The 25,829-nt window shown below is 61.5% G+C and carries 21 protein-coding genes; 12 read left to right on the top strand and 9 right to left on the bottom strand.

Features of this window, described 5'->3' with window-relative positions; all coding sequences use genetic code 11:
• Nucleotides 1-17: 17 nt before the first annotated feature.
• From WBK19_RS20205 to rsmB, 4 genes are read right to left on the bottom strand one after another with little or no spacing between them, the layout of a single operon-like run.
• On the bottom strand, nt 18-1,283 hold the full coding sequence (locus tag WBK19_RS20205; RefSeq protein WP_511292863.1) for a sigma-54-dependent transcriptional regulator: 1,266 nt from the start codon (nt 1,281-1,283) through the stop codon (nt 18-20).
• The gene (locus tag WBK19_RS20200; protein WP_511292862.1) at nt 1,261-3,417 is read right to left on the bottom strand and encodes a sensor histidine kinase; all 2,157 of its coding nucleotides are present in this window, start codon (nt 3,415-3,417) and stop codon (nt 1,261-1,263) included. Before WBK19_RS20200 ends, WBK19_RS20205 begins: the two co-directional genes overlap by 23 nt.
• A complete protein-coding gene (locus WBK19_RS20195) occupies nt 3,414-3,995 on the bottom strand; it encodes a DUF4390 domain-containing protein (RefSeq protein WP_511292861.1) in 582 nt (193 codons plus the stop codon). Before WBK19_RS20195 ends, WBK19_RS20200 begins: the two co-directional genes overlap by 4 nt.
• On the bottom strand, nt 3,988-5,247 hold the full coding sequence (gene rsmB / locus WBK19_RS20190; protein ID WP_511292860.1) for a 16S rRNA (cytosine(967)-C(5))-methyltransferase RsmB: 1,260 nt from the start codon (nt 5,245-5,247) through the stop codon (nt 3,988-3,990). Before rsmB ends, WBK19_RS20195 begins: the two co-directional genes overlap by 8 nt.
• A 34-nt stretch (nt 5,248-5,281) precedes the next feature.
• On the opposite strand from rsmB, the gene WBK19_RS20185 reads away from it, so the two are divergent.
• From WBK19_RS20185 to WBK19_RS20170, 4 genes are all read left to right on the top strand, one after another.
• Nucleotides 5,282-6,169 carry a S1/P1 nuclease gene (locus WBK19_RS20185; protein WP_511292859.1) on the top strand — a complete coding sequence of 296 codons (888 nt, stop codon included), beginning with the start codon at nt 5,282-5,284 and terminating at the stop codon, nt 6,167-6,169.
• 9 nt (nt 6,170-6,178) lie between these two features.
• Nucleotides 6,179-6,565 carry an adenosylmethionine decarboxylase gene (gene speD, locus WBK19_RS20180; protein ID WP_511292858.1) on the top strand — a complete coding sequence of 129 codons (387 nt, stop codon included), beginning with the start codon at nt 6,179-6,181 and terminating at the stop codon, nt 6,563-6,565.
• Between the two features lie 90 nt (nt 6,566-6,655).
• Complete coding sequence (locus tag WBK19_RS20175; RefSeq protein ID WP_511292857.1) at nt 6,656-7,237, top strand: DJ-1/PfpI family protein; 582 nt, start codon at nt 6,656-6,658, stop codon at nt 7,235-7,237.
• 54 nt (nt 7,238-7,291) lie between these two features.
• Nucleotides 7,292-7,642 carry a ribbon-helix-helix domain-containing protein gene (locus WBK19_RS20170; RefSeq protein WP_511292856.1) on the top strand — a complete coding sequence of 117 codons (351 nt, stop codon included), beginning with the start codon at nt 7,292-7,294 and terminating at the stop codon, nt 7,640-7,642.
• A gap of 5 nt (nt 7,643-7,647) precedes the next feature.
• On the opposite strand, the gene fmt is transcribed toward WBK19_RS20170, so the two are convergent.
• Both fmt and def read right to left on the bottom strand, forming a co-directional pair.
• A complete protein-coding gene (gene fmt, locus WBK19_RS20165) occupies nt 7,648-8,571 on the bottom strand; it encodes a methionyl-tRNA formyltransferase (RefSeq protein WP_511292855.1) in 924 nt (307 codons plus the stop codon).
• The gene (def, locus tag WBK19_RS20160) at nt 8,568-9,071 is read right to left on the bottom strand and encodes a peptide deformylase (RefSeq protein WP_226496704.1); all 504 of its coding nucleotides are present in this window, start codon (nt 9,069-9,071) and stop codon (nt 8,568-8,570) included. The genes fmt and def overlap by 4 nt, the downstream gene beginning before the upstream one ends.
• A 146-nt stretch (nt 9,072-9,217) precedes the next feature.
• Between def and WBK19_RS20155 the strand changes: the two genes are divergently transcribed.
• From WBK19_RS20155 to WBK19_RS20145, 3 genes are all read left to right on the top strand, one after another.
• Entirely contained in the window at nt 9,218-10,249 is a 1,032-nt protein-coding gene (locus WBK19_RS20155; protein ID WP_511292854.1) for a LysM peptidoglycan-binding domain-containing protein, read from the top strand.
• Nucleotides 10,249-11,322: a DNA-processing protein DprA gene (gene dprA / locus WBK19_RS20150; RefSeq protein ID WP_511293094.1), complete on the top strand. Its 1,074-nt coding sequence runs from the start codon at nt 10,249-10,251 to the stop codon at nt 11,320-11,322. The genes WBK19_RS20155 and dprA overlap by 1 nt, the downstream gene beginning before the upstream one ends.
• 76 nt (nt 11,323-11,398) lie before the next feature.
• A complete protein-coding gene (locus tag WBK19_RS20145) occupies nt 11,399-13,924 on the top strand; it encodes a DNA topoisomerase III (protein ID WP_511292853.1) in 2,526 nt (841 codons plus the stop codon).
• Nucleotides 13,925-14,037: 113 nt separating this feature from the next.
• Here WBK19_RS20145 and WBK19_RS20140 read toward each other — a convergent pair whose 3' ends face one another.
• Nucleotides 14,038-14,952 (bottom strand): hydrogen peroxide-inducible genes activator, encoded by a 915-nt coding sequence (locus WBK19_RS20140; protein ID WP_511292852.1) that lies wholly within the window; start codon nt 14,950-14,952, stop codon nt 14,038-14,040.
• Nucleotides 14,949-15,656, bottom strand: coding sequence for a pseudouridine synthase (locus tag WBK19_RS20135; protein WP_511292851.1), 708 nt, complete (start codon nt 15,654-15,656; stop codon nt 14,949-14,951). Before WBK19_RS20135 ends, WBK19_RS20140 begins: the two co-directional genes overlap by 4 nt.
• Before the next feature lie 24 nt (nt 15,657-15,680).
• Here WBK19_RS20135 and WBK19_RS20130 point away from each other — a divergent pair, with 24 nt between their 5' ends.
• Nucleotides 15,681-16,148: an SRPBCC family protein gene (locus WBK19_RS20130; protein ID WP_511292850.1), complete on the top strand. Its 468-nt coding sequence runs from the start codon at nt 15,681-15,683 to the stop codon at nt 16,146-16,148.
• Nucleotides 16,149-16,272: 124 nt separating this feature from the next.
• Here the strand turns inward: WBK19_RS20130 and WBK19_RS20125 are convergent, their stop codons facing one another.
• Nucleotides 16,273-17,895, bottom strand: a complete 1,623-nt coding sequence (locus WBK19_RS20125; protein ID WP_511292849.1) for an ABC-F family ATPase — start codon at nt 17,893-17,895, stop codon at nt 16,273-16,275.
• A 147-nt stretch (nt 17,896-18,042) separates the two neighbouring features.
• On the opposite strand from WBK19_RS20125, the gene gshA reads away from it, so the two are divergent.
• From gshA to WBK19_RS20105, 4 genes are all read left to right on the top strand, one after another.
• Nucleotides 18,043-19,329, top strand: a complete 1,287-nt coding sequence (gene gshA / locus WBK19_RS20120; RefSeq protein ID WP_511292848.1) for a glutamate--cysteine ligase — start codon at nt 18,043-18,045, stop codon at nt 19,327-19,329.
• Nucleotides 19,330-19,334: 5 nt separating this feature from the next.
• The gene (gene gshB / locus WBK19_RS20115; RefSeq protein ID WP_511292847.1) at nt 19,335-20,354 is read left to right on the top strand and encodes a glutathione synthase; all 1,020 of its coding nucleotides are present in this window, start codon (nt 19,335-19,337) and stop codon (nt 20,352-20,354) included.
• Nucleotides 20,339-21,391, top strand: a complete 1,053-nt coding sequence (locus WBK19_RS20110; protein WP_511292846.1) for an FAD:protein FMN transferase — start codon at nt 20,339-20,341, stop codon at nt 21,389-21,391. The genes gshB and WBK19_RS20110 overlap by 16 nt, the downstream gene beginning before the upstream one ends.
• Before the next feature lie 119 nt (nt 21,392-21,510).
• Entirely contained in the window at nt 21,511-25,824 is a 4,314-nt protein-coding gene (locus WBK19_RS20105) for a response regulator (protein ID WP_511292845.1), read from the top strand.
• The last annotated feature ends 5 nt before the right edge of the window (nt 25,825-25,829 follow it).

Genomic DNA, 25,829 nt, shown 5'->3' with positions numbered 1-25,829 from the left:
CCCTTGTATCCGGGTAATTATTCTTCGCTGCGCTTGCCGAGCTTGACGTCCAGTTGTTTGAGTTTTCGGTACAAATGCGTGCGCTCAAGCCCCGAGCGATCGGCCAGCTTGGTCATGTTGCCACCTTCAAGGCGCAGATGATGCTCGAAGTACATTTTTTCAAAGGCATCGCGCGCCTCGCGCAAGGGTTGATCGAAGAGCGGCAGCAACGAAAGAATTTCCGGGTTGCCACCAGCGTCTACCGGCATCACACGGGCAACGTCGTCGGCGCTGATTTCCTCTTCGAGGGAAGTGATCGCCAGATTGCGCACCAGCGCATAGAGGTCGTTCCAGCTTGATTCCGGGTTGGTTTTCCAGGACAAGGTGCGCAGAGCATTGAGTGCTGCGCTCGACAAACGACGAGCCTGCACCTCGCCGCGCTCAACGAAATTGGTCAGCAGGAGGCTGGCGATTTCCGGCAGTTCATCACCATGTCCGGCCAGCGACGGCATGGCTACCCAGATTTCGCCAAGACGGGCCAGCAGCTTGCTGTCCCAGCCCGCTTCGCTGAGTGCGCTGGCACTGCTCACCGTGGCGGCGATCATTTGCAAATTCAGCTTCTCCAGACGGTCGACCGCAAAAGCCATATTCATTTGCTGCATTTTGCCGAGCCCGGCCATATCCGGCACAAACAAGATGCCTCCGGTCACTTTTTCGAGCATTTCCTGCGTCAGAGCACTGCTCACACCAGACAAATCAAGCCATGGTGCACGCGGTGGCTGCAGGGTTCGGGCACAAATTTCGGCCATGCCGCCATTGGCACCCTTGATCAGCAAAATGGGCGACTTTGCAGCCGCCTGCTCGAGGCGCCGTTTGAATTCCTTGACGAAAGAAAGGCGACTGAACGCCTCAAGCGTCAGCGCCGGGCGGGCCGGTGACTTGTCGTGCTTGAGGGCTTTCTGGACAGTAGAAAGCAGTTTTTGCAGGGCGATTGGCTTCTCGAGGAAATCGAAAGCGCCGAAGCGCGTCGCCTCAACCGCCGTATCGATCGTGCCGTGTCCGGACATCATGACCACCGGCATGTTGAGATGCCCAGCCGCGTGCCACTCCTTAAGCAGCGTGATGCCATCGGTATCGGGCATCCAGATGTCAAGCAGCACGAGGTCAGGACGCAATTCGCTGCGGATCAGGCGGGCAGCCGTGGCATTTTCGGCGACACGCACGTCGTAGCCTTCGTCGATCAGGATTTCCGACAACAGTTCGCGAATACCGACTTCGTCGTCAACGACCAGAATTATTGCCATTTTTGACTTCCTCCGCTTTCACCAGGGGCAGGCGAATATCGATCCGCGCGCCGCCCTCGGGTGCATTGCTTATTTCGATGGTACCCAGGTGTTCTTCGACAATTTTTTTGACAATGGGCAAACCGAGGCCTGTGCCGCGAGCCTTGGTGGTGACATAAGGTTCGAAGATGCGCGGCAACAGTTCGACCGGAAAACCGGGGCCGTTGTCGGCAATCGTCAGGCTGGCCTGACGGCCAACTGCTTCGGTCTGGATCAGGATGCGCGTCTCGTCACGGCCTTCCAGCGCATCTTCGGCGTTGCGCAGCAGATTGTGGATGATCTGTCGCAATTGCGTGGCGTCACCGAGAATGGGCGGCAGATCGGCGGCCAGTCGGGTTTCGATGGTCGCCGACGAGCTTTCGTAGAGTCCCAGCACTTCACCGATCAGTTCGTTGAGATCGAGCTCGGCCACTTCCGGTGCCGGCATCCGCGCGTAATCGCGGAAATCGTCAACCATCCGCTTCATGGCCTGAACCTGGTTGATGATTGTCTGCGTACCACGCGCCAGCATGTCGGCGTCGCCATTCGATAGCTTGCCGGCGAGCTTGAATTGCAGGCGCTCGGCGGAGAGCTGGATCGGCGTCAGCGGGTTCTTGATTTCATGCGCCAGGCGACGTGCCACTTCGCCCCAGGCAGCGCTACGCTGGGCGGCGATCAGGCGCGTGACGTCGTCAAAGACCACAACATCGCCACCACCGCTCGCTTCCGGCAGACGGGAGCCGCGCAACAACAACACCTGCGGCATGCCGTTCGGCCGTTCCATTTCGAGCTGGGCTTGCCATTCGGCTTCTTCCGTACCGGAAAAATGTTCCCGGATGAAAGCACCCAGCGCCTGTTGGCGCGGCCAATTCTCGGCAGCGGCGCCGACCAGATCCATGAAATCGTCGTTCAAAATGGTCAGGGCACCCTCGTTGACGGTACGCAGAACGAAGTGGCGATCAAAAACCAGCACCCCGGTGGACAGATTGGCCAGAATCGATTCGAGATAGCCACGCGCTGATTCAAGTTCCGCCCGGTGGCGCTCGGTTTCGCGGCGGGCATCATCGAGTTGGCGGGTCATCCGGTTGAAGGATTGGGTCAGGACGCCGAGTTCGTCACCGCTATAGATGGCCTGGCGCGGGGAAAAGTCGCCCTGAGCCACAGCCTGCGTGCCTTCGGCCAGAATATAGAGCGGCGCCGCCAGCCGGCGGGCCATGACGTAGGCCAGCGCAAAAGCGCCGAAGAGCGCAACGAGTACAGTCAGCGTCAGCGTCAGGGCGTAGATGCGGGTCAGGCCTTCGCGGGCCAGATGCAATTCCTGATAGTCGCGATAAACGCCTTGCACGGCATCGGCGTCATGGGCCAGCCCGGGCGGGACAGGCTGAGTCAGTTGCAGGATGCGCGGCTCCTCGAACATGCCCCGGGCGCTGACCGGGACGAGCACGCGCAGGGAGAGCTTGCCGCCGTCACCTTCGATGGTGCTGACCATCTGCGTGCTACGTGCCTGTTTCAGCTGGGTCTGGCTGGGCAAATCGGGAAGCAGACTGGATAGTTCGGTCGTGGCACTCGACAACAATTGGCCACCGACCGAGAACAGAGCCACCGACTGGACGCCTTTCTCTTCGCGCAGGCGCAACAGGGCCGAGCGGCGGGACGATTCCTGGATGTCGGACAGTTCGGCGGCCATGCTGCGCGCCTTTTCACCGAGATCAAGCAACAGCGAATCGAGTGCCGAGCGGCCGAGTTGCAAGCCGGACTCGAGGGCCTTCTCGACCCGCACATCGAACCAGCTTTCGATGGAGCGGGTGACGAACTGCACCGAAACGCCATAGACAAGCGCCCCGGGCAATACGGCGATGACGCCGAACATCAGCATCAGGCGCAACTTGAGGCGGGCGCCGAAAACCTGGGCCTGATAATCACGCCACAGCGTCCGCAACTGCCAGCCGACCAGACCGAGCATACCGAGCGCCAGCACGACGTTAAGCGCGATAAGCAGCGGATAGTTGCGGGAGAAAATCACGGTATCAGCTGCCGTAGACATCAGCAGCAGGAACCACAGGATACCGCCGACGGCTGCCGCAAATGCGCCGCCCGCCGCAACAATACGCTTCATTTGGCCTCCGCCGGCAGCGCTGCCGGAAGCAGGTTGGCGGGCCATATTTTCCAGTCGGACCCGAGGCTCCAGTCCTTGTTGCCAAGTGCGCTGATCTGGAAGGGCCTTGGCAATTGAGTAACGTCGAGCCGCATGCGCAACGACGCTTCGTAGGGTTCGCCGGGGCGGACCAGTTTTTCGTTCTTGTCGATGACGGTCCAGCTGCGCAGGCGGGAGAGCACTTGCATGGCCTCGGACAAGGTCTGGAAGGACTGATGCAGGCCACCGGTGGTCAGCCGGTATTGCCGGGTCAGCGCGTGGTAAGACAGGCGATAGGTCAGGCTGCGGCTGACCAGTTTCTCATCGAGCCAGTACCAGCGGGCTCTGCTCAACTCGAAATCGGCAACGAAATAGAGCACGACGCCCTTGGTCACCGCTTCTTCGAGGCGCGGATTCAGTTCGAATTTGAAATCAGCAGAGAGTACATAACCGTCTTCGCTGGCTGAAAGCTGCGGATTGCTGATGTCGATTTCTGCGGTCCACGCCAAAACGGGCACGAAAAGCAGCAACAGCAGCCATCGGCGCAGTGGGTCAAGCACGCTTTTCGAGCAAGCAGTAGAAAAATCCATCGTGTTCAACGCTCGGCAAGAGCTGTTCTTCATGACAACGGTGAGCCTGCGGCTGACGCGCCAGGAAGCGCGAAATCTGCCCGCCATTTTCGGCCGGGAAAACCGAGCAGGTCACGTAGAGCAGTTTACCGCCCGGCCGCACGACCTGCCACAAAGCGTCGAGAATTCGCGCCTGCGTTGTGGCAAAACTGGCGATATCGGCCTCGCGGCGCAACCACTTCGCGTCCGGATTGCGGCGCACGACGCCGCTGGCGGTGCATGGGACGTCAGCGAGTACCGCGTCGAAGGGCCGGCCATCCCACCAGCTCGTCAATTTGGCGCAGTCGGCATCCTGAATCTCGGCGCTCAGGCCAAGGCGCGACAGCGTTTCGGCGACGCGCCGGCAGCGCGAAGGTTTCAGATCGAGGGCGAGCAGATCGATTTCGCCGCGCTCGAGCAGGTGCGCCGTCTTGCCGCCCGGTGCGGCGCAGGCATCGAGCACGCGACTGCCCGGGGCCGGATCGAGCAGCGTAGCGGCCATTTGTGCTCCGGGGTCCTGCACCGAAACAAGGCCATCGGCGAAACCGGGCAGCGCGTCGACCGGGACCGGCTTGTCGAGAGCCAGCCCGCATTCGCCGACCGGCCGGGCCGCAATGCCTTCGGCCGCCAGCTTCATGATGTAATCGTCGCGCGAAACACGACGGGAATTGACGCGCAGGCCCATCGGCGGCGGCAAATTGCCGGCGGCGACAATGGCCGGCCAGTCCTGCGGATAGGCAGCCTGTAACTCGGCTAGCCACCAGTCGGGGTGCATGGCCGAAGCAACCGGATCAGCGGCGAAGTCCGCGGTCAGCGCTGCTTGCTGACGCAGGAAGTTGCGCAGGACGCCATTGACCAGCGCCTTGAAATTCCCGCCAGCTACCTCGGCGGCCGCCGAAACAGCCTGATCGACAACGGTATGTGCCGCATCCGGCCGGGTTTCGAGGCGATAGAGGGCGACCAGCAACAGGGCGCGCACTTCGTCACTGGCCAGCGGCTTTTGCAGCAGCCTGGACAGAAAGAAATCGCCGCGCCCGTAGGCGCGCAGGCTGCCGTAAACGAGATCCTGAACGGCCGGGCGGGCTTCCGGCTCGACCCGGCCGAGAAGGCCGTCGGCCAGACTCTGCCCGCCGAAAACTGCGGTATCGATACGGGACGCCTGCAACAGGGCGTAAGCGAGTGAATTGAGCGGCAAACTGGACATAGGCGGGCATTATCGCACGCGGCATAATGGCCGAATGCGGCAAATCCTCCTCGCCCTGCTTTTCTTTGCCGTAGCCGCGCCAGCCAGTGCCTGGAATGCGGCAGGCCACCGGCTGACCGCCGTCATTGCCTGGCAGCAACTGTCGCCGCCAACCCAGGCGGCGATCAGCGAAGCGCTGTCCCGCCACCTGGATTACGAGCGCTGGATCGAAAAATCGCGCTCGAGAAAAGACGTCGATATCTTTGCCGAAGCCTCGACCTGGCCGGACGACATTCGCAACGACCCGCGCTTTTACGACGAAGACCGCGAACCCGCCACGCCGGCACTCCCTGGGCTTTCCGACACGGCACGTCACAAACGCTGGCACTACGTGGACCTCAACGCTGCCGGCCAGACGAAATCCGGCGAACTGGATGTCCAGATCGAGCGCCTGAGCCGAGTTCTACGGTCAACCGGAAAAAAGGCCGAAATATCAAATGCCCTGCCCTGGCTAGTCCACCTCGTAGGTGACATCCACCAGCCGCTGCACGTCGGCCGCCACGGTGATGAAGGTGGCAACGAGGTCGAAATCGAAAATCCGTTCAACAAACGCCTGCCGTTCAGCAGCCTGCATGTTTACTGGGACGATCTGCCCGGCCCGCCTTGGCTACGCGGCAAACGCCTGCAAGAAAACGCGGCGCGCCTGCTTGAAAACCACCAGGCGCCAAGGCAGGGCAATGTCGGGCTGTGGCGCGACGAAAGCCATCGCCTGCTGACCGAAGCCTACCCGGATGCCATCGGCAGCCTGCTGCCGATCATCACCGAGGATTTTCGCCGGCACAGCCGGGAAATTGCCGACCGCCGCATCGTCGAGGCCGGCTACCGGCTAGGCGGACTGCTCGAAGCCATTTTCGGCCAGCGCGTTTCACGTGAAACCCCATAAAATTGTCATATGAACGGCCTGCACCTGATCGCTGACCTCCACGACTGCCGCTGCGCTCCGGGCTTCCTGCTCGACGCGTCGGCACTCGAAACGTTCTGCGTCGATGCCTGCCAGCGCCACGGCCTGACCGTCGTCGGCCGGCTATTCCATACCTTCCACGACGCGGGTGGCCAGCCGGCCGGCGTTACCGGCACCGTTGTCCTCGCCGAATCCCACCTCGCCGTGCACACCTGGCCCGAGATCGCCAGCGTCACGCTTGATGTTTACGTCTGCAACTTTAGTGGCGACAACAGCTCAAAGGCTAGTGCCCTGTTCGACGAAGTCATCGACCGTTTCGCGCCGGAAAACCGGCAGTGCACACGCGTCGGACGCGGCTGTCTGGCACCGGCAAAGTAGCAGCCGGCTACTACCCGCCGGCCGCAAAATCCTCCGACAATGATTCTGCCCGCTGGCGATATTGCCGGCGGCATGACAACGGAGACAAACATGGCTGCCAAAAAAATACTCATGCTGACCGGTGACTACACCGAAGACTACGAAACCATGGTGCCCTTCCAGGCACTGCTCATGGTCGGCCACACCGTCCATGCCGCCTGCCCGGGCAAAAAGGCCGGCGAATCGGTGCGCACGGCCATCCACGACTTCGAGGGCGACCAGACCTACAGCGAAAAGCCCGGCCACAACTTCACGCTGAACGCCAGCTTCGCCGACATTCGCGCCGAAGATTACGACGCACTGGTCGTTCCCGGCGGTCGCGCCCCCGAATACCTGCGCCTGAACCCTGAAGTCCTGGCCATGGTTCGCCACTTTGCCGACACCGGCAAACCGATCGCGGCAATCTGCCACGGTGCACAACTGCTGGCAGCGGCGGGCGTCCTTAATGGTCGTTCGTGCAGCGCCTACCCGGCCTGCGCCCCTGAAGTCGGTTTGGCCGGCGGACAATATGCCGACATTCCCGTCGATCAGGCCCAGGTGGACGGCAATCTGGTAACCGCCCCGGCCTGGCCTGCGCACCCGGCCTGGCTGGCCAAATTCCTGCCATTACTTGGCACCCAGATCATTCTTTGACCAACTGCCCGGGCAACGTCACGCCGATGTTGCCCGTTCCGACCAGGAGGCTGCATGTGTGAAATCTACGTCAAGGCCGACCCGATGCTCTACGAATCGCGGGCCCGCTCGCTACGCATTCATGGCTTTGTGACCAAGATTCGGCTGGAAAACCTGTTCTGGGACATCCTGTCGGAACTGGCCGGCAACGAAGGAATGACGACCAACCAACTCATCGCCAAGCTCTACGATGAAATCGAAGCCTACCGCGGCGAAGTCGAAAACTTCGCCTCCTTCCTGCGCGTCACCTGCCTGCGATACCTGACGCTACGCCACCAGAAGCCGGGCGAAAGGCCCAGTCTGGCGGTCGTCGGGACGCTACCGCCAAGCATTCGCGAAATACCACTCCGCGTCGGCACAGCCTGAGGACATCAAGCCGGAATATCGAAGCGGTCGCCAACTTTCAGCGGATGTCCGGCCAGAAACTGCTGCACCGGCAAACGCTTGCCACCGGCCTTCTGCAATTCAGTAATCGCCAGCGCGCCTTCGCCACAGGCGACAACGACACTGCTACGGTCAACCGCCAAAATCGCGCCAATTTCGCCATCGCCAACGACCGGCCTTGCATGCCACAATTTCACCGTCTGCCCGCCAAACAAGGCCTGCGCACCGGGAAACGGGTTGAAGGCACGGATATGGCGATCCAGTTCCGCCGCGCTCTTCGACCAATCGATCAAGGCCTCGGCCTTTTCGATCTTGTGCGCGTAAGTCACGCCGTCGGCCGGCTGCGGCTGGGCCTGCAGGGGCAGCTTGCCCAGCGCCTCGACGACGAGCTGAGCACCAAGCTCGGCCAGTCGGTCGTGCAGCGAAGCCGTGGTATCGCTGGCCTCAATGGGAAACGCACCGCGCAATAGCACCGGCCCGGTATCGAGCCCGGCCTCCATCTGCATGATGCACACACCCGTCACGGCATCGCCGGCCAGCAGGGCACGCTGGATCGGCGCCGCGCCACGCCAGCGCGGCAACAGTGAGCCGTGGATATTGATGCAGCCGAAACGCGGCAAGTCGAGCACGACCTGCGGCAGGATCAGACCGTAGGCAGCAACGACCATGACCTCGGCACCAATCGCGGCGATCTTCGCCTGCGCCTCGGCATCCTTAAGCGCCAACGGCTGGAAGACCTCAATGCCGTGCTCAAGCGCCACCCTTTTGACCGCCGACGGCTGCAAGCTCATGCCACGCCCGGCCGGCCGATCCGGCTGCGTCAATACCAGCGCCACTTCGTGCCCGGCAGCAACAATGGCCTGCAAAGCCTGCGCGGCAAATTCCGGTGTCCCGGCAAAAATCAGCTTCATGCGGTAACGCGCGCTTGTTTGGCCATCTTGTTCTTGATCCGAGTCTGTTTAAGCAGCGACAGGTGATCGACGAACACCGTCCCGTTGAGATGGTCGATTTCGTGCTGGATGCACACCGCCAGCAGGCCCTCGGCCTCCAGCGTGTGCTGCTTGCCATCAAGGTCGAGATACGTCACCGACACCCGTTCGGCACGCTCCACCTTGTCGTAAATACCGGGCACCGACAGGCAACCTTCCTCGCCGATCTGCGAGCCTTCGCACCGGCCAAGGGTCGGATTGATGAAAACCTGCAGCTCGCTCTTGTCCTCAGAGACATCAATTACAACGATGCGCTTGTGCACATCGACCTGAGTCGCGGCCAAACCGATTCCCGGTGCCTCGTACATGGTTTCTGCCATGTCGGCGACCAGTTTTCGGGTGCTGTCATCGACCTTGGTAACAAGTGCCGCCACCTTTTTCAGACGCGGGTCGGGGAAACGCAAAATGGGTAAGAGGGCCATATGAAAATAGGAATAAAAGCTTGCTCGATTAGGTTATTACGTGCAGAATCTAAAGCAATTCCCGAGATATGGAACGCAAATTGATCGCCGCTGTATTGAGACTGCGACGACGGTAATGCGTTCCGCCGGCACGTGAGGTTACGACTATGGTTCGCATTATATCCGCGCTCATCCTGGCCGTGACGGCCGCCTGCGCATCGGCCGCCGAGCCGCTAACGCTCGTCGATAACCCACCTGACCGCCACATCGTCGTCAAAGGCGACACCCTGTGGGGCATTTCGGGCAAATTCCTCAAGCAACCTTGGCGCTGGCCGGAAATCTGGCAGATGAACAAGGAAGAAATCAAGAACCCGCACTGGATTTATCCTGGTGACATCATCCTGCTCGATACATCGAGCGGATCACCACGCCTCAAAATGGCCAAGCGTGTCACCGGCCAGGACGGCAAGGTCCAGCCGATGATTCATAGCACCCCCGGCGAGCTGGTCATCCCAAGCATTCCGTCGAATATCATTGAGCCGTTCATTTCCCAGCCACTGATCGTCGAGTCAAGCGGAAGCAACAGCAAAACAGTAATCGTCGCAGCTCAGGAAGACCGCATGCTGCTCGGTACAGGCGACTCTTTCTACGCCAATGGGATCCCCGATGGCAGCGTCGAAAAATGGCAAATTTTCCGCAAGGGCAAGCCGCTGAAGGATCCGAAAACCGGAGAGATCCTTGCTTATGAGGCCTTTTACCTCGGCAATGCTCGTCTGATCAAGCCGGGCGAACCAGCTACGCTACGCGTCACGCTGGCTAAAGAAGAAATTGCGCGCGGTGACGAACTGATCCCGGCCCGGCCGCCAGAAATCATCTCCTATGTTCCACACCGCCCGGATCAGGCAATCGAAGCCAGAGTCATGTCGATCTATGGCGGCGTTCAAGAAGGTGGGACAACATCCGTCGTCTCCCTGACCCGCGGCAAGAATGATGGACTTGAAGTCGGCCACGTCGTTGCGCTATTCCGCAATCGCGTTTCAACAAATATCGACGATGACGGCATTCGAACCGATACTCCTGTACCAGAAGAACGGTACGGATTGGCCTTCGTCTTCCGAGTCTTCGACCGGGTTGCCTACGCTCTGGTCGTCAGCTCATCCAAATCAGTCATCATTGGGGATTCGGCAAGAAACCCGTGATCATCTCCGAAGGCTTGGCCGCCTGGTTGCGGCTGACGCTTATCCCCGGTATCGGCGGCGAGTCGCAAAGAAAGCTACTCGCCGCTTTCGGTTTACCCGAGGCTGTTTTCGCCGCCGGGCGACTCGCTGCACGCAGCGTTATCGGCGACCGCGCCGACCTGCTCTTTGATTTTGATCCGGCGGCAGAGGTCGACCGCAGCATCGAGTGGGCCAGTCAGCCGGGGCAGCATATCCTGACTCTGGCCGACGACGCGTACCCTAAGGCGCTGCTCGAAATCGCCGACCCACCCAGCCTGCTTTACGTTCGCGGCAATCCCACCATACTCAAGATGCGCTGCCTTGCAATGGTCGGCAGCCGAAATGCGACACCGCAAGGCCTGCAAACCTCTGAGAACTTTGCCAAGACGCTAGCCGGTAAAGGCCTCTGCATCGTCAGCGGACTGGCACTCGGCATTGATGCAGCCGCCCACCGCGGCGCGCTGGCGGCGGGTGGCGATACGATTGCCGTCATTGGCACCGGAGCCGACCGCATCTACCCCGCCCGCAACAAGGAACTAGCGCTGGCCATTGTCGAGCACGGCGCCGTCATTTCCGAATTTCCGCTTGGAACGCCCTCAATTGCCGCCAATTTCCCGCGGCGCAACCGCATCATTTCCGGCCTCTCGCGCGGCGTACTGGTCGTCGAGGCGGCCCCAGAAAGCGGCTCATTGATCACGGCACGCCTCGCCGGCGAACAAGGACGCGAGGTTTTCGCCATCCCCGGCTCCATACACTCGCCCGTTGCTCGCGGTTGTCACAAACTGATCAAGCAGGGCGCCAAACTGGTCGAAACGGCAAACGATATTCTGGAAGAACTAGGTAACTTCACTTCTCCGGAAGAACAACTGGAAACTACCCCGACTGACGACGAACACCCAGTACTCGCCGCCATCGGCCACGATCCATGCAGTCTGGACGACCTCGTCGTCTACACCGGCCAGAGCGCTGAACTATTGCTCCCCGAACTCCTGATGCTCGAACTCTCGGGCAAAATCGCCCCCCTGCCCGGCAACCGCTACCAGCGTCTAAGCTAGGCCCCTTATATATAGAGACGGCTTGCCAAGCCGCGCACCGGGCACTTATCATGCCCCGGACTCCACAGGCCCCAACATGACCAAAAAGCTGATTATTGCCGAGAAACCTTCCGTCGCTGCCGACATCGCCAAAGCGCTGGGGGGCTTCACCAAGCACGACGACTATTTCGAAAGTGACACCCACGTCATTTCCTCGGCTGTCGGTCACCTGCTGGAACTCGCCTGCCCCGAGGAATTCGAGGTCAAGCGCGGCAAATGGTCGTTTGCTCACCTGCCCGTCATCCCGCCACACTTTGCGCTGAAGCCGATAGAGAAGACCGAATCCCGTCTCAAGGTGCTGGCCAAGCTGATCAAGCGCAAGGATGTCAGCGCCCTGATCAATGCCTGTGACGCGGGGCGTGAAGGTGAATTGATCTTCAATTACATCGCCCAGCACACCAAGTCCGGCAAACCGGTACAACGGCTATGGCTGCAATCGATGACGCAAGGCGCCATCCGCGACGGTTTCTCGCGGCTACGCAATGGCAACGAAATGCAGGGCCTCGGCGACGCCGCCGTCTGCCGCTCTGAATCCGACTGGCTGGTCGGCATCAATGGCACACGGGCGATGACCGCCTTCAATTCGAAGACCGGCGGTTTCCACCTGACCACCGTCGGCCGCGTTCAGACCCCGACGCTGGCCATCGTCGTCGAGCGCGAAAAACGTATCCGCGAATTCAAGCCGCGCGACTACTGGGAAGTCGAAGCCGAATTCACCGCCAAAGCCGGTAGTTACAAAGGCAAGTGGTTCGACGAAAGTTTCAAGGGCAAGAACGACGACGAACACGCCCGCGCTGATCGCCTGTGGGAACAAAACAAGGCCGATGCCATCCGTGCCGCCACCCTTGGCAAGCCTGGCGAAGTCACCGAAGAAGCCAAGCCGGAAACCCGGATGGCCCCGGCGCTCTTCGATTTGACCACCCTGCAGCGCGAAGCCAACAGCCGCTTCGGTTTCTCGGCCAAGACCACGCTCTCGCTGGCCCAGGCGCTGTATGAAAAACACAAGGTCCTGACCTACCCGCGGACCGATTCGCGCTGCCTGCCGGAAGACTACCTGCCCACCGTCAAGGAAACACTGACCATCCTGACCGGAGAAGGCGCCGGCAAGGGTCACGACGAGGTGCTGCTCGCCCGCTACTCGCCGTTTGCCCACCAGATCCTGGCCCGCAACTGGGTGTTGCCGAACAAGCGCATCTTCAACAACGCCAAAATCAGCGATCACTTCGCCATCATTCCGACGCCGCAGGCCCCGAAAAGCCTCAACGAACTCGAACAGAAGCTCTACGACTTCGTCGTCAAACGCTTCCTGTCCGTCTTCTTCCCGGCCGCCGAGTACATGGTGACCACCCGCATCACCCGTGTCGAACGCCAGCCCTTCAAGACCGAAGGCAAGGTACTGGTCAATCCGGGCTGGCTGGCCGTTTATGGCAAGGAAGGCCAGGACGGCGATGACGGCAACCTGGTTGCGGTCGACGCCAAGGAAAAGGTCAAAACCGAAGAAGTCACCGTCAAGGCCAACGCCACCAAGCCGCCGCCACGCTACTCTGAAGCCACCCTGCTCTCCGCCATGGAAGGCGCCGGCAAGATGGTCGACGACGAGGAACTCAAGGCGGCCATGGCCGGCCGTGGCCTCGGCACGCCAGCGACACGCGCCCAGATCATCGAAAACCTGATCGGCGAGCAATACATGCACCGCGAAGGCCGCGAACTGATCCCGACGGCCAAGGCTTTCTCGCTCATGACGCTGCTCAACGGCCTCGGCATCAACGAACTGACCCAGCCGGAACTAACCGGCGACTGGGAGTGGAAGCTCGGCCGCATCGAAAAGGGTGAATTCACGCGCGAGGAATTCATGCGCGAAATTGCCGAAATGACGCGACACATGGTCGAACGCGCCAAGCACTACGAAGCCGACACCATTCCCGGCGATTTCGGCGTGTTGACCGCGAAATGCCCGCGCTGCGGCGGCGAAATTCGCGAAACCTACAAGAAATTCCAGTGTGGTGGCTGCGACTACTCGCTGTGGAAGATAGTCGCCGGCCGCCAGTTCGAACCGGCTGAAATCGACGCCCTGATCAACGAAGGCACGATCGGCCCGCTGACCGGCTTCCGCAACAAGATGGGCCGCACCTTCTCCGCCGCCATCAAGCTCAACGACAACAAGGAACCGGAATTCGACTTCGGTCAGGACAAGGCCGACGCGGCGGATGCCGAGCCAGTCGACTTCTCGGCCCAGGAAAGCATCGGCAAATGCCCGAAATGCGCCAGCAATGTTTTCGACCACGGCAATTCCTACGTCTGCGAAAAATCGGTTGGCCCGGACAAGACCTGTGACTTCCGCTCAGGCAAGATCATTCTTCAACAGCCCATTGAGTTGGGCCAGATGAAAAAGCTGCTGGCCGAAGGCAAGACCGACTTGCTCAAGGAATTCGTCTCCAACCGCACCCGCCGCAAGTTCTCGGCCTACCTGGTAGCCAAGGATGGCAAGGTTGGCTTTGAGTTCGAGAAAAAGGTGGCCAAACCCAAGGCGCCGGCCAAGAAGAAAGCCGACGCGGCGACCTGATTTACTGGCAGCAGATCAACAAAAAGCCCTCCGGAAACGCAGAGGGCTTTTTTTCGCACTGCGAAAAGAATGCTGTCGAGAGTGCTGTCGAACCCACCGTTCCACGTGAAACCTCAGCGCACTGCCGAGGCTCCCGGTAGCTGGCAGGAGAGCAGCGCGGCGCGGACAGCGTCGATGGCTTGCGGGCGGGGGAAGGTGATGCGCCAGACGAGGCCGACCGTGCGCTTGGGCTGAACACCGGCAAAGGGCAGCACTTTGACCATCGGCTCCTTGGTGATCAGCGGGTCGGCTGCCGTGCTCGGCATCACCGCGACGCCGGCGCCGCTGGCGACCATGTAGCGGATGGTTTCGAGCGAACTGCCTTCGAGCGAGTGTTCGAGCGCATCCGGCGCGCTGAGGCGGGGGCAGGATTCGAGAACCTGATCGCGGAAGCAGTTGCCTTGGCCGAGCAGAAGCAGGTTCTGGCCGTCGAGTTCGTCGCCATTGACGTCCGAGCGGGAAGCCCACGGGTGGCTGGCCGGGACGACAACCCGGAACGGCTCGTCGTACACCGGCTGGGCGACCAAACCGGGTTCGGCAAAGGGCAGCGCGATGACGATGACGTCAAGTTCACCGGCCTTGAGCGCGGGAATCAGGTTGGCCGTGAAATCTTCCTTGAGAAAGAGCGGCATTTTCGGCGCCTGCTTGCTCAGCGCTGGAATCAACTGGGGCAGCAGGTAGGGCGCAATGGTGTAGATGATGCCGACACGGAGTTGGCCGCTCAGCGGTTCGCCCGTCGCTTCGGCGATCTCTTCGAGTTTGACGGCCTCTTCGAGCACGCGGGTGGCCTGGGCGACGATACGCTCGCCGAGCGGGGTGATGCGGACATCGCTGGCGCCCCGTTCAAAAAGCGGCGAACCGAGCTGGCCTTCGACCTTCTTGAGCGCCACTGACAAGGTTGGCTGGCTAACGTGGCAGGCGTCTGCTGCCTTGCCGAAATGCCGCTCGCGGGCCAGGGCCACGATGTAGCGCATTTCGGTCAGGGTCATTGCGAATAGCCCAGTTTTTGCAGGTCGGCCGCCGACAGCCAGCGCCACTCGCCGGGCTTGAGGTCGGGTGGCAGCGTCAGTTCGCCCACCGCCTCGCGATGCAGCGCCTCGACGCGGTTGCTGACGGCAGCGACCATGCGTTTGACCTGATGGTATTTGCCTTCAGTCAGGGTCAGGCGTAGCTGGTTGGGACCGACAATTTCGGCAGCAGCCGCGGCAATCGTTTCGTACTCGTCGGCGAGCACGACGCCGGCCAGCAGCTGGTCGATCTGCGCCTGATCGAGCGGGTGCTTGGTCGTTGCCAGATAAACCTTCGGCACCTTGCGTTTAGCCGAGGAGAGCTGGTGGTTTAACTGGCCGTCATCGGTGATCAGCAGCAGACCGGTGGTGTCCTCGTCGAGGCGGCCAATCGGCTGGACATCGCGTTCGCGCAAGGGCACGGGCAGCAGTTCGAGGACGCTGGCGTGATGTTTCGGCTTGCGCGAGCACTCGTAGCCGGCCGGCTTGTTGAGCATCAGCGTGGCGAATTCGGCATAGGGCCAATCGACGCCATCGACGGTGAAAACCAGGCCTTCGGTGTCGAGTTCGACGAAAGGATCGTCGCAAATCTTGCCGTTGACCGCGACACGATCACGGCGGATGAGGCCCCGGCATTCCCTGCGGGAGCCGAAACCGTGTTTTTGGAGGATACGTTCTAGTTGCATGGTCGAGATGTTAACATCCGCCCCATGAATTTCGAACATCTCATACAAATCAACGACCCGGAAAATCCGCTGGTCGAGACCATGACCCGCGATCAGTTGTGGCAGGGACTGCTCCACCGCGTCGAAAATGCCGTTCCTTTCCTGCCCGGACTGGAATCGTGCACCATTCTTGAACGGCAGGCCGATACGCTGCTCCGCGAGCTGGATTTCGGCCCGGCCGTGATTCACGACCGGGTGACGCTGGCCGTCATGACCTCGGTGCGTTTCGACATCCAGCCGTCCGAGGTCCATCCCGGCGGCAGCCTGATGATCACAATTGAGGAGCCGGAACCGGGCTTCCTGTTCCTGCGCTTTGCCTACCAGACGACGCTGGCGACCGATCCGAACTCCGAGGAACGGGCCTATATCGAATACGTGAAGTCGGCCTATCACCAGTCCGACGTCGATTGCGTGCGCCTTATCCGCACCTTGGCTGCCGGCGGCAAGATCTAATAGAAAAAAGGCCGAAAACGCGTTGCGTTTCGGCCTTCCTCGGTCAAACCGGGCTTGCCACGGTCAACCGGAAAAAACGGCTAAAAATGAAATGCCTGGATTCCCGCTCGCGCGGGAATGGCGTTTATTCGACGCCCTGCGAAGCCAGGTAATCCTCATAGCCGCCGAGGTAATCGATAATCCGGCCGTCGTTCTTTACTTCCAGCACGCGGGTAGACAGCGACGAAACGAATTCGCGGTCATGTGACACGAAGACCAGCGTACCGGGGAATTTCTCCAGCCCACTGTTCAGCGATTCGATTGATTCCATGTCGAGGTGATTGGTCGGTTCGTCCATGAGCAGCACGTTGTGTTTCGACAGCATGAGCTTGCCGAACAGCATGCGGCCCTGCTCGCCACCGGAAATGACGTTGACCGACTTCTTCACTTCGTCGCCCGAGAAAAGCAGACGGCCCAGCGTGCCGCGGATCAGGGTTTCGAGGTCGCCGCCGTCTTCGATGGTGGCGCGGGCGTAGCCGGCGATCCATTCAGTCAGGCTTTCTTCGCCGGCGAACTGGGTGCTGTGGTCCTGCGCGTAGTAGCCCGGGTAGGCTTTTTCGGCCCACTTGATGGTGCCAAATTGCGGCGTCACTTCGCCCATCAGCAGCTTGAGCAGCGTGGTCTTGCCGACGCCGTTTTCACCGATCACGGCAATCTTTTCACCGGCGTTGATGGTCAGCGTCAGGTTGTTGAAAATCTTGCGCTCGCCGCCTTCGTAGGTGAAGGAAACGTTCTCGATTTCGACGGCCTGACGGTGCAGCTTCTGCTTCTCGTCGTAATCGAAGCGAATCCACGGGTACTGGCGCGACGATGGCTTCATGTCTTCCGGCTTGAGCTTTTCGATCAGCTTGACGCGGCTGGTCGCCTGCTTGGCCTTCGAGGCATTGGCCGAGAAGCGGCGGACGAAGGTCTGCAGTTCGGCGATCCGTTCCTTGGCCTTGGCGTTGGCATTCGACAGACGTTCGCGGGCCTGCTGGGCGGCTTCCATGAAGTCGTCGTAATTGCCGGCGTAGGTCGTGATCTTGCCGTAATCGAGGTCGGCCATGTGGGTACAGACCTGATTCAGGAAGTGGCGATCGTGGGAGATGATGATCATCGTCGAGTCGCGGGCATTGAGGGTGTCTTCGAGCCAGCGAATGGTGTTGATATCAAGGTTGTTGGTCGGTTCGTCGAGCAACAGGATGTCCGGGTTGGCGAACAGCGCCTGGCAGAGGAGGACGCGCAGCTTCCAGCCGGGCGCCACCTGGCTCATCGGGCCGTTGTGCTGGTCGATCGGGATGCCGACGCCGAGCAACAGTTCGCCGGCACGCGATTCGGCCGTGTAGCCATCGAACTCGCCGAATTGATGCTCGAGATCGGCGGCCTTCATGTAGTCGTCTTCGGTCGCTTCCGGATTGGCGTAGATGGCGTCGCGCTCGCTCATGCAGGCCCACATTTCCTCGTGGCCCATGAGCACGACGTCGAGGACGCGCATGTCTTCGTAAGCGAACTGGTCCTGCTTGAGGTAGGCCATGCGCTCGTGTTTGTCTTTCGAGACATTGCCGGCCGAAGGTTCGAGCGCGCCGCACAGGATCTTCATGAAGGTCGACTTGCCGGCGCCGTTGGCGCCGATCAGGCCATAGCGGTAGCCCTCGCCGAATTTGACATTGACGTTCTCGAACAGGGGTTTGACCCCGAACTGCATGGTGATATTGGCGGCGACGAGCACTACGATTCCTATCTCAAAAAAGCGGCAAAACGAAGGGGTGAATTTTACCTGTTTTCAAGGGGTTGACCGCAGCAAGGGCGCACATTTGCTGCACTGCGGTGTAAGATTTGCAGCCAAAATAAAAACCCCTGGATTGAGACACAGCACATGGTTCCACACCTCACCACCGCCCTCACCGGCCCCCTGCTCGAGCTCGAGCGCCGCTTCCTCGCTGCCAGCCCGCAGATTGAACACTGGCTGCGCGGCCAATGGCTCGAGCACACACCGCCCTTCTATTCGTCGTGCGACCTGCGCAATTCCGGCTTCAAGCTGGCGCCGGTCGACACCAATCTGTTTCCCGGCGGCTTCAACAACCTCAACCCCGCCTTCCTGCCGCTCTGCGTGCAGGCGGCGATGAGCGCCATCGAAAAATTCTGCCCGGAAGCACGCAGCCTGCTGCTCATTCCCGAGAACCACACGCGCAACCAGTTCTACCTGCAGAACGTCGCCCAGATCGCCGCCATCCTCAAGCAGACCGGCCTCAACGTGCGCCTTGGCTCGCTGAATCCGGAAATCACTCAGCCGACACCTGTTGAGTTGCCGAATGGCCAGCAACTCCTGCTCGAACCGCTGGTCCGTACCCAGCACCGCCTCGGCCTCGACGGTTTCGACCCCTGCGCCATCCTGCTCAACAACGATCTGTCGGCCGGCATTCCAGCCATCCTGCAAGGCCTCAACGAACAGGTCGTGCTGCCGCCGGTGCATGCCGGCTGGGCCGTGCGCCGCAAGTCCAACCACTTCGCCGCCTACGATCAGGTCGCCAACGATTTCGCCAAGGCCATCGGCATCGATCCGTGGCGCATCAATCCGGCTTTCTCGGTCTGCCGCAGCGTCAATTTCCATGAGCGTCAGGGCGAGGAATGCCTGGCCGCCAACGTCTCGGCCGTGCTCGACATCGTCAAGGAAAAATACCGCGAATACGACATCGAAGAGACGCCCTACGTCGTCGTCAAAGCCGATGCCGGGACCTACGGCATGGGCATCATGACCGTGCGCAATGTCGATGAAGTCATCGCCCTTAACCGCAAGCAGCGCAACAAGATGAGCGTCGTCAAGGAAGGCTTGGAAGTCTCCGAAGTGCTCATCCAGGAAGGCGTACATTCCTTCGAAACGCTCAACGAGGCTGTTGCCGAGCCGGTCATTTACATGATCGACCGCTACGTCGTCGGCGGCTTCTACCGCGTGCACACCGGCCGCGGCAAGGACGAGAACCTCAACGCGCCGGGCATGCATTTCGAGCCGCTGGCCTTCGAGACCGGCTGCAACATGCCCGACTACGGCTGCAACAACCCGGACGCCGCGCCCAACCGCTTCTACGCCTACGGCGTGGTCGGCCGGCTGGCCTGTCTGGCGGCGGCCATCGAACTTGAGCGCACGGCGCCGGAAAACGACTGAGCGCCGTGGCTCAGCAACTCCACTTCGAGAAACACCTGCTCGGCGGCAGCGCCCGGTCGTTGAAACTGGCATTCATCGTCGATCCGCTCGAGCATCTCAAGGCGTGGAAGGATTCTTCCATCGCCATGATGCGCGCCGCCGAAAACCATGGCCACGATGTTTACGCCATCAACGCCGCGACGCTCGGCTGGCGCAAGCCGGAGGCCGGTCACCCCGGCGGCGTGGTCGGCGAGGCAACGCACCTGCTGCTGCGCCCGGACGACCACGACTGGTACCGCGAAACCGGCCGCGAATGGCTGCCACTGACAGCCTTCGACGGCGTCATCATGCGCAAGGATCCGCCCTTCGATTTCGAATACCTGACCGCGACTTGGCTGCTCGAACGGGCCGAGGCCGACGGCGTCAAGGTCTTCAACCGGCCGCGGGCGCTGCGCGATCATTCGGAAAAGCTGGCGCTCATGGAATTCGCCCACTTTGCCCCGACCACCGCGATCAGCCGCGACATGGCGCAAATCCATCATTTCATTGACGAAGAGCGCGACGTCATCCTCAAGCCGCTCGACGGCATGGGCGGCAGCCAGATTTTCCGCGTCCATCGCAACGACCCGAACCGCAACGTCATCGTCGAAACGCTGACCCACGAAGGCGCCCGGACGATCATGGCGCAGCGCTACGTGCCCGAGATCAGCCACGGCGACAAACGCATCCTGATCATCGCCGGCAAGCCGGTACCCTTTTGCCTGGCGCGCATTCCCAAGGCTGGCGAAACGCGTGGCAACCTCGCCGTCGGCGGCACTGGCGTCGCCCAGGAACTCTCGGCCCGTGACCGGGAAATCGCCGAAGCACTCGGTCCTATCCTTTTCAAACGCGGGCTAATGCTGATCGGCATCGACGTCATCGGCGACCTCCTGACCGAAATCAACGTGACCAGCCCGACCTGCATGGTCGAAATCCGTCAGCAGTCGGGCTTCGATGCGGCCGGCGCTTTCATCACCGCCATCGAACACGCATGCGGCCTCAGCTGACACCTTTCCTGAAGCTTTTCCTGGCGGCGCTTTGCGCCCTGCTCCTCACCGCCTGCGGCCGTACACCATTGCAGGAACAACAGGCCTACGTCTTCGGCACCCGCGTCGAAGTGCTGGTCGTCAGCGAAGACCCGGAACAGGGGCGCAAGGCCATCGCCGCCGTGCTGCGCGAGTTCGACCGCCTGCACCGGGCCTATCACGCCTGGCAGGAATCCGAACTGACGACTTTGAATTCGGCCATTTTTTCCGGTCGACCGTGGAAAGTGACCCCGGAACTGGCCGAATTCATTCAGGAAGCCCAAGCCCTGTCAAAACAGGGCGACTACCTGTTCGATCCCGGCATTGGCCAGCTCATCAAGCTGTGGGGCTTCCAGGCCGATGAATTCAAGGCCGAACTGCCGCCGCCGGCCGACATCAAGGCCTGGCTGGCGAGCAAACCTTCGATCGCCGACATCAGCCTTGACGGCACCACCGTGCGCAGCCGCAACCCCAATGTCGCCCTCGATTTTGGCGGCTACCTCAAAGGCGTCGCCCTCGACCACGCCGCTGCCATCCTGCGCGCCCAGGGCATCAACAACGCGCTGATCAACATCGGCGGCAATGTCATGGCGCTCGGCAGCAAGCAAGGCAAGCCGTGGCGCGTCGGCATCCAGCACCCGCGCCAGCCCGGTCCGCTGGCCACCGTCACCCTGGCCGACGGCGAAGCCATCGGCACCTCGGGCGACTACCAGCGCTTCTTCGAGGTCGATAGCCGGCGCTACGCCCACCTGCTCGATCCGCGTACCGGCTACCCGGCCGACCACACGCAGGCCGTTACCGTGCTCATTCCGGCCGGACCGCGCTCCGGCACCTTGTCGGACGCCACGTCCAAGCCGATCTTCATCGCCGGCCCGGACGGCTGGCGCGACATGGCAAAGAAGATGGAAATCGGCCTCGTTTTGCGCATCGACCGCGACAACCGGATTTTCGTCACAGAAGCCCTGCGCCAGCGCCTCGAATTCATCGGACAGACACCTGAACTGACAGTGCTTCCCTGAGAGAAATTCATTCTCCTGACATGTATACGCGCGATACTGATTTCTCGTAACATTGCTGCTGAAACAAAAACAACAATTCATCATCAGGGGAACGTAGGCATTCACGAACAGGGGACAGAATGCTGCGGGGTGGTTTCTTCAACAAGCCGGGGTTCGCCAACAGTCTGGTACTACGTATCGGCCTGCTCATCCTGCTTTCGCTCGCCGTCTTCGCTTTCGCCCTGTATCAGCTGATCGGCCGGCCCACCGTCGACCGATTGGCCGAATCGCAGATGCGGCTCGCCGCTGAACAACTCGAAGCCCGCGTCACCCACCTTTTCAAGACCGTCGAAGTAACCTTGCGCAGCAGCCATGGCTGGGGCGTCAATAACGATCTCGACCAAGCCGAGCTGCTGCGTTTCAACGAGTATTTCTTCCCCATCATCGCCAATCATGGCGAGATCACCTCGGTCATCTTCGCCCACGAATCGGGCCGTGAAATCCTGCTCCTGATGACCGATGACGGTCGGTGGACCAACCGCATCAGCAACCCGGCCGAATGGGGCAACCAGACTTACTGGATCATCTGGGACAAGAATCGCCAGATCGAGAGTGTCGAGATGCGCGAGCGCAACTACGACGCCCGGGAACGCCCGTGGTTCAAGGGCGCCATGACACTGACCGGGCCGCAGGCAGTGCACTGGACCGAACCGTACATTTTCTTCACCACCAAGGAACCCGGCATCACGGCCGCCATGCGGTGGACGGCCAGCGATGGTTCGAACTACGTCATTGCCCACGATGTACGGCTCATCGACATCGCCGAATTCACCACCCGGATGACTTTCGGCTCGCAGGGCAAGGCGGCACTTTTTCTCAAGGAAGGCAAGCTCATCGCGCCGCCGCGTGACACCCGTTTCAACGACCGCCAGGCCATCAACCAGGCCTTGCTCAAAACATCCGAAGAGCTCGAGTTGCCTGAATTCTCAGAGGCTTTCAGCCGCTGGCAGGCGATGCCGGCGACCGCCCATGGTGTCCAGAAATTCGATCGCCCCGACGGGCGCTGGGTCAGCCTGTTCCGCCCGCTCGAAGGCAACGCCAGCGGCATCCTGCTCGGCGTCATTGCCCCGGAAAACGACTTTGTCCCGATTTCCCGCGAAGATCTATTGCTGCTCGCCCTCATTACCCTTTCCGCCCTGGCGCTCGGCATGGCCGTCGCCATCCACATCGCCCGCCGCTTTGGCGAGCCGCTCCACGCCCTGGCCGAGGACAGCGCACGCATCGGCCGGCTCGAACTCGACCAGCCGGTGGCCACCAAGGCGCCCTGGCGCGAAGTCACCCAGCTCGCTGCTGCCCTCGAAGGCATGCGCCAGCACCTGCGCGGCGCCCGCCGGGCGCAGGAAGACGCCCAGATCGAGCTGGAACTCAAGGTGGCCAAGCGCACTCACGCCTTGCGCCAGAGCCAGGACATCCTGCAAAAGCGCGAAGCCTTCTTCCGGGCCATTTTCGACAACGCCGCGGTCGGCATCGTCAGCCTCAGCCCGGACCGCAAGCCGACGCTGGTCAACCCGGCCTTTGCCCGTTTTGTCGGCCAGTCAATCGATAGCTTGCTGGCCCACCCGGAAAACATCGTTTTTCCGGTCGAAATTCACACCCGGATGAATGAAGTCCTGCCCCAGATCGCTTCCGGGCAGAGTCAAAGCGTTCGCCAGGAATTCGAGTTCCTCGATCCGAATGGCAAGACCAGCTGGGGCGACGTCCAGATCGCCCCGATCCGCGACGAGGATGGCAAGCTCGACTCGCTGCTCGTCACCGTCCTCGACATTTCCGAGCGCCGCGAAATCGAAATCGAGCTGATTCGCCAGTTTGCCTTCCTGCAGGCACTGCTCGACACCATTCCCAACGCCATTTTCTACAAGGGCGCCCACACCCGTTTCCTCGGTTGCAACCACGCCTACGAGGAGTTTTTCGGCGTCGACCGTCACCACTTCATCGGCAAGCGCGTGGTCGATCTCGACTATCTGCCGGAAGATGCCCGCCAGGCCTATCAGGCAGAAGACGAAAAAGTCATCGCCGAATGCAGCAGGGTTACCCGCGAAGTGCAGATGGCCGATGCCACCGGCAGGCTGCGCGACACGCTGTACTCGATCAGCGGCTTCCGTTCGCCCGACGGCACGCCGGGCGGCCTGATCGGCATCATCGTCGACATCTCGCCGCTCAAGGAAGCCAAGCGCGAGGCGGAAAGGGCGCAGGCCGCCGCCGAATCGGCCGCAGCGGCGAAGGCCGACTTCCTGGCCAACATGAGCCACGAAATCCGGACGCCGATGAATGCCATCATCGGCATGACCCACCTAGCGCTGCAGACCGAACTGACTCCCCGCCAGAAAAACTACCTGAGCAAGGTCGACAACGCCGCCAAGGGCCTGCTCGGCATCATCAACGACATTCTCGACCTGTCGAAGATCGAGGCCGGCATGATGCATTTCGAGCAGGCGCCCTTCAGTCTCGACGCCAGCCTGCGCCACCTCGGCGACCTGTGTGCCCAGAAGGCCCGCGAACGTGGCCTCGAACTGCTCTACGACGTTGCCGCCGACGTTCCCGACCGCCTGATCGGCGACTCTCTGCGCCTTGGTCAGGTCCTGCTCAATCTGGTCGGCAACGCCATCAAATTTACCGAAGCCGGCGAAATCACGGTGGTCGTGCACCGGCTGGCGGGCAGTGACGACAAGGTCGAACTGAGCTTCGAAGTGCGCGATACCGGCATCGGCATGAGCCCCGAGCAGCAGGCGCAACTGTTCTCGGCCTTTACCCAGGCCGACACCTCCACGACCCGAAAATACGGCGGCACCGGCCTTGGCCTGTCGATCTGCAAGCGCATCGTCGACCTGCAGGGCGGCAGCATCAGCGTCACCAGCCGGCTTGGCGCTGGCAGTTGTTTCAGCTTCCGCCTTGGTTTCGGGATGATCATCGGCGATGACGCCATGCCGCGACGCATCGGGCTGCCAAATGACCTGCGCGCCCTGGTTGTCGATGACAGCCCCGGCGCCTGCGAAATCTTCACTCAGATGCTGACCGCGCTGGGCATCGCCAGCCATGCCGTAGCCAGCGGCAGCGCGGCGCTGGACGAACTTGCCGCTGCCAGCCAGGCTGGACAATCCTACGGATTGCTCATCGTAGACTGGAAGATGCCGGGCATGGATGGCGTCGAGCTGGTCAAGCGGATCAGCCAGACGGCAGCGGCTGGCAAGGCGGCCGTCGTGATGGCCACCGCCTTCGACCACGAAGAGTTGCAGGCGGCGCTCGGCAGCCTGACGGTGGGCGCCATCCTGAGCAAACCGGCGACGCCGTCGTCGTTGTTCGACAGCATCATGGTCGCGCTGCACCGTGAAACGGCTCTGGCTGCCGTGCCGCTGGTCAGGCCGGACAATCTGATGCGCCAGTTCGCGGGCCGGCGCGTGCTGCTCGTTGAAGACAACGAGGTCAATCGCGAACTGGCCGAGGAAATGTTGAGCAACATCGGGCTGAGTGTCGATACGGCTGAAAATGGCCAGCAGGCCGTCGACGCCGTGCAGCGTAACGCTTACGAACTGGTGCTGATGGATTGCCAGATGCCGGTCATGGACGGTTATGCCGCGACCGCCAAAATCCGCGATGAGTTGCAGCTGCGCCAGTTGCCGATCGTCGCCATGACCGCCAACGCGCTGGCCAGCGACCGTGAGCACTGCCTGGCGGCCGGCATGAACGACCATATTCCCAAGCCCATCGACGTGGCCGTCCTCCACGCCACGCTGGCCCACTGGCTGAAGCCACGGGATGGCGACAGCCTGCCTCGCCCCGCTGTCGCCATCCCTGAAAGCCCGACGGAGACCGCCGACATCGACACCGCCGCGGCCCTGGCGCGGATGGGCGGCAATCGCAGCATGTACGACCGTCTGGTCATCCGCTTCCGCGAGAATCAGGCGGACGTGGTCGAGCGGCTTAAGTCTGACCGGCAACAGGGCGACAGCGCCGCCATGATCCTGCGCGCCCACACCTTGCGCGGCCTGGCCGGCAATGTCGGCGCCGTCGCCCTCGCCCGTCTGGCCGGCGAACTGGAAGAGAAGCTGAGAAAAGGAACACCGGTCGACGACGAGGCTATCGACACGCTGCTGGCCAAACTGGGCGCCGCGCTGCCGACCGCCCTGACCATACCGGCGACCCTGCCGGAGGGTGCACCACCGATCGCCCCAAGCGCCGCTTCCGAACTGCCGGCCAATGCGCTGTCCACGTTGCACCAGCTGCTGGACGATGACGATGCTGCCGCTGTCCAGCATTTTGAAGAAATATCCGCTTCGCTTCGTCAGCATTGCGACCCGCATCTGGTCGAACAACTTGCCCGGCAGATCGGGCAATATGACTTTGAAGAAGCATCGGCAACCCTGCAGCAGCTCGCCCCGATTCAGGGCAAACCTTGAGCCAA

The sequence above is a fragment of the Azonexus sp. genome, assembly GCF_049652925.1.
Lineage (GTDB): Bacteria > Pseudomonadota > Gammaproteobacteria > Burkholderiales > Rhodocyclaceae > Azonexus.
This window is presented reverse-complemented; position numbering and strand designations above follow the sequence as displayed.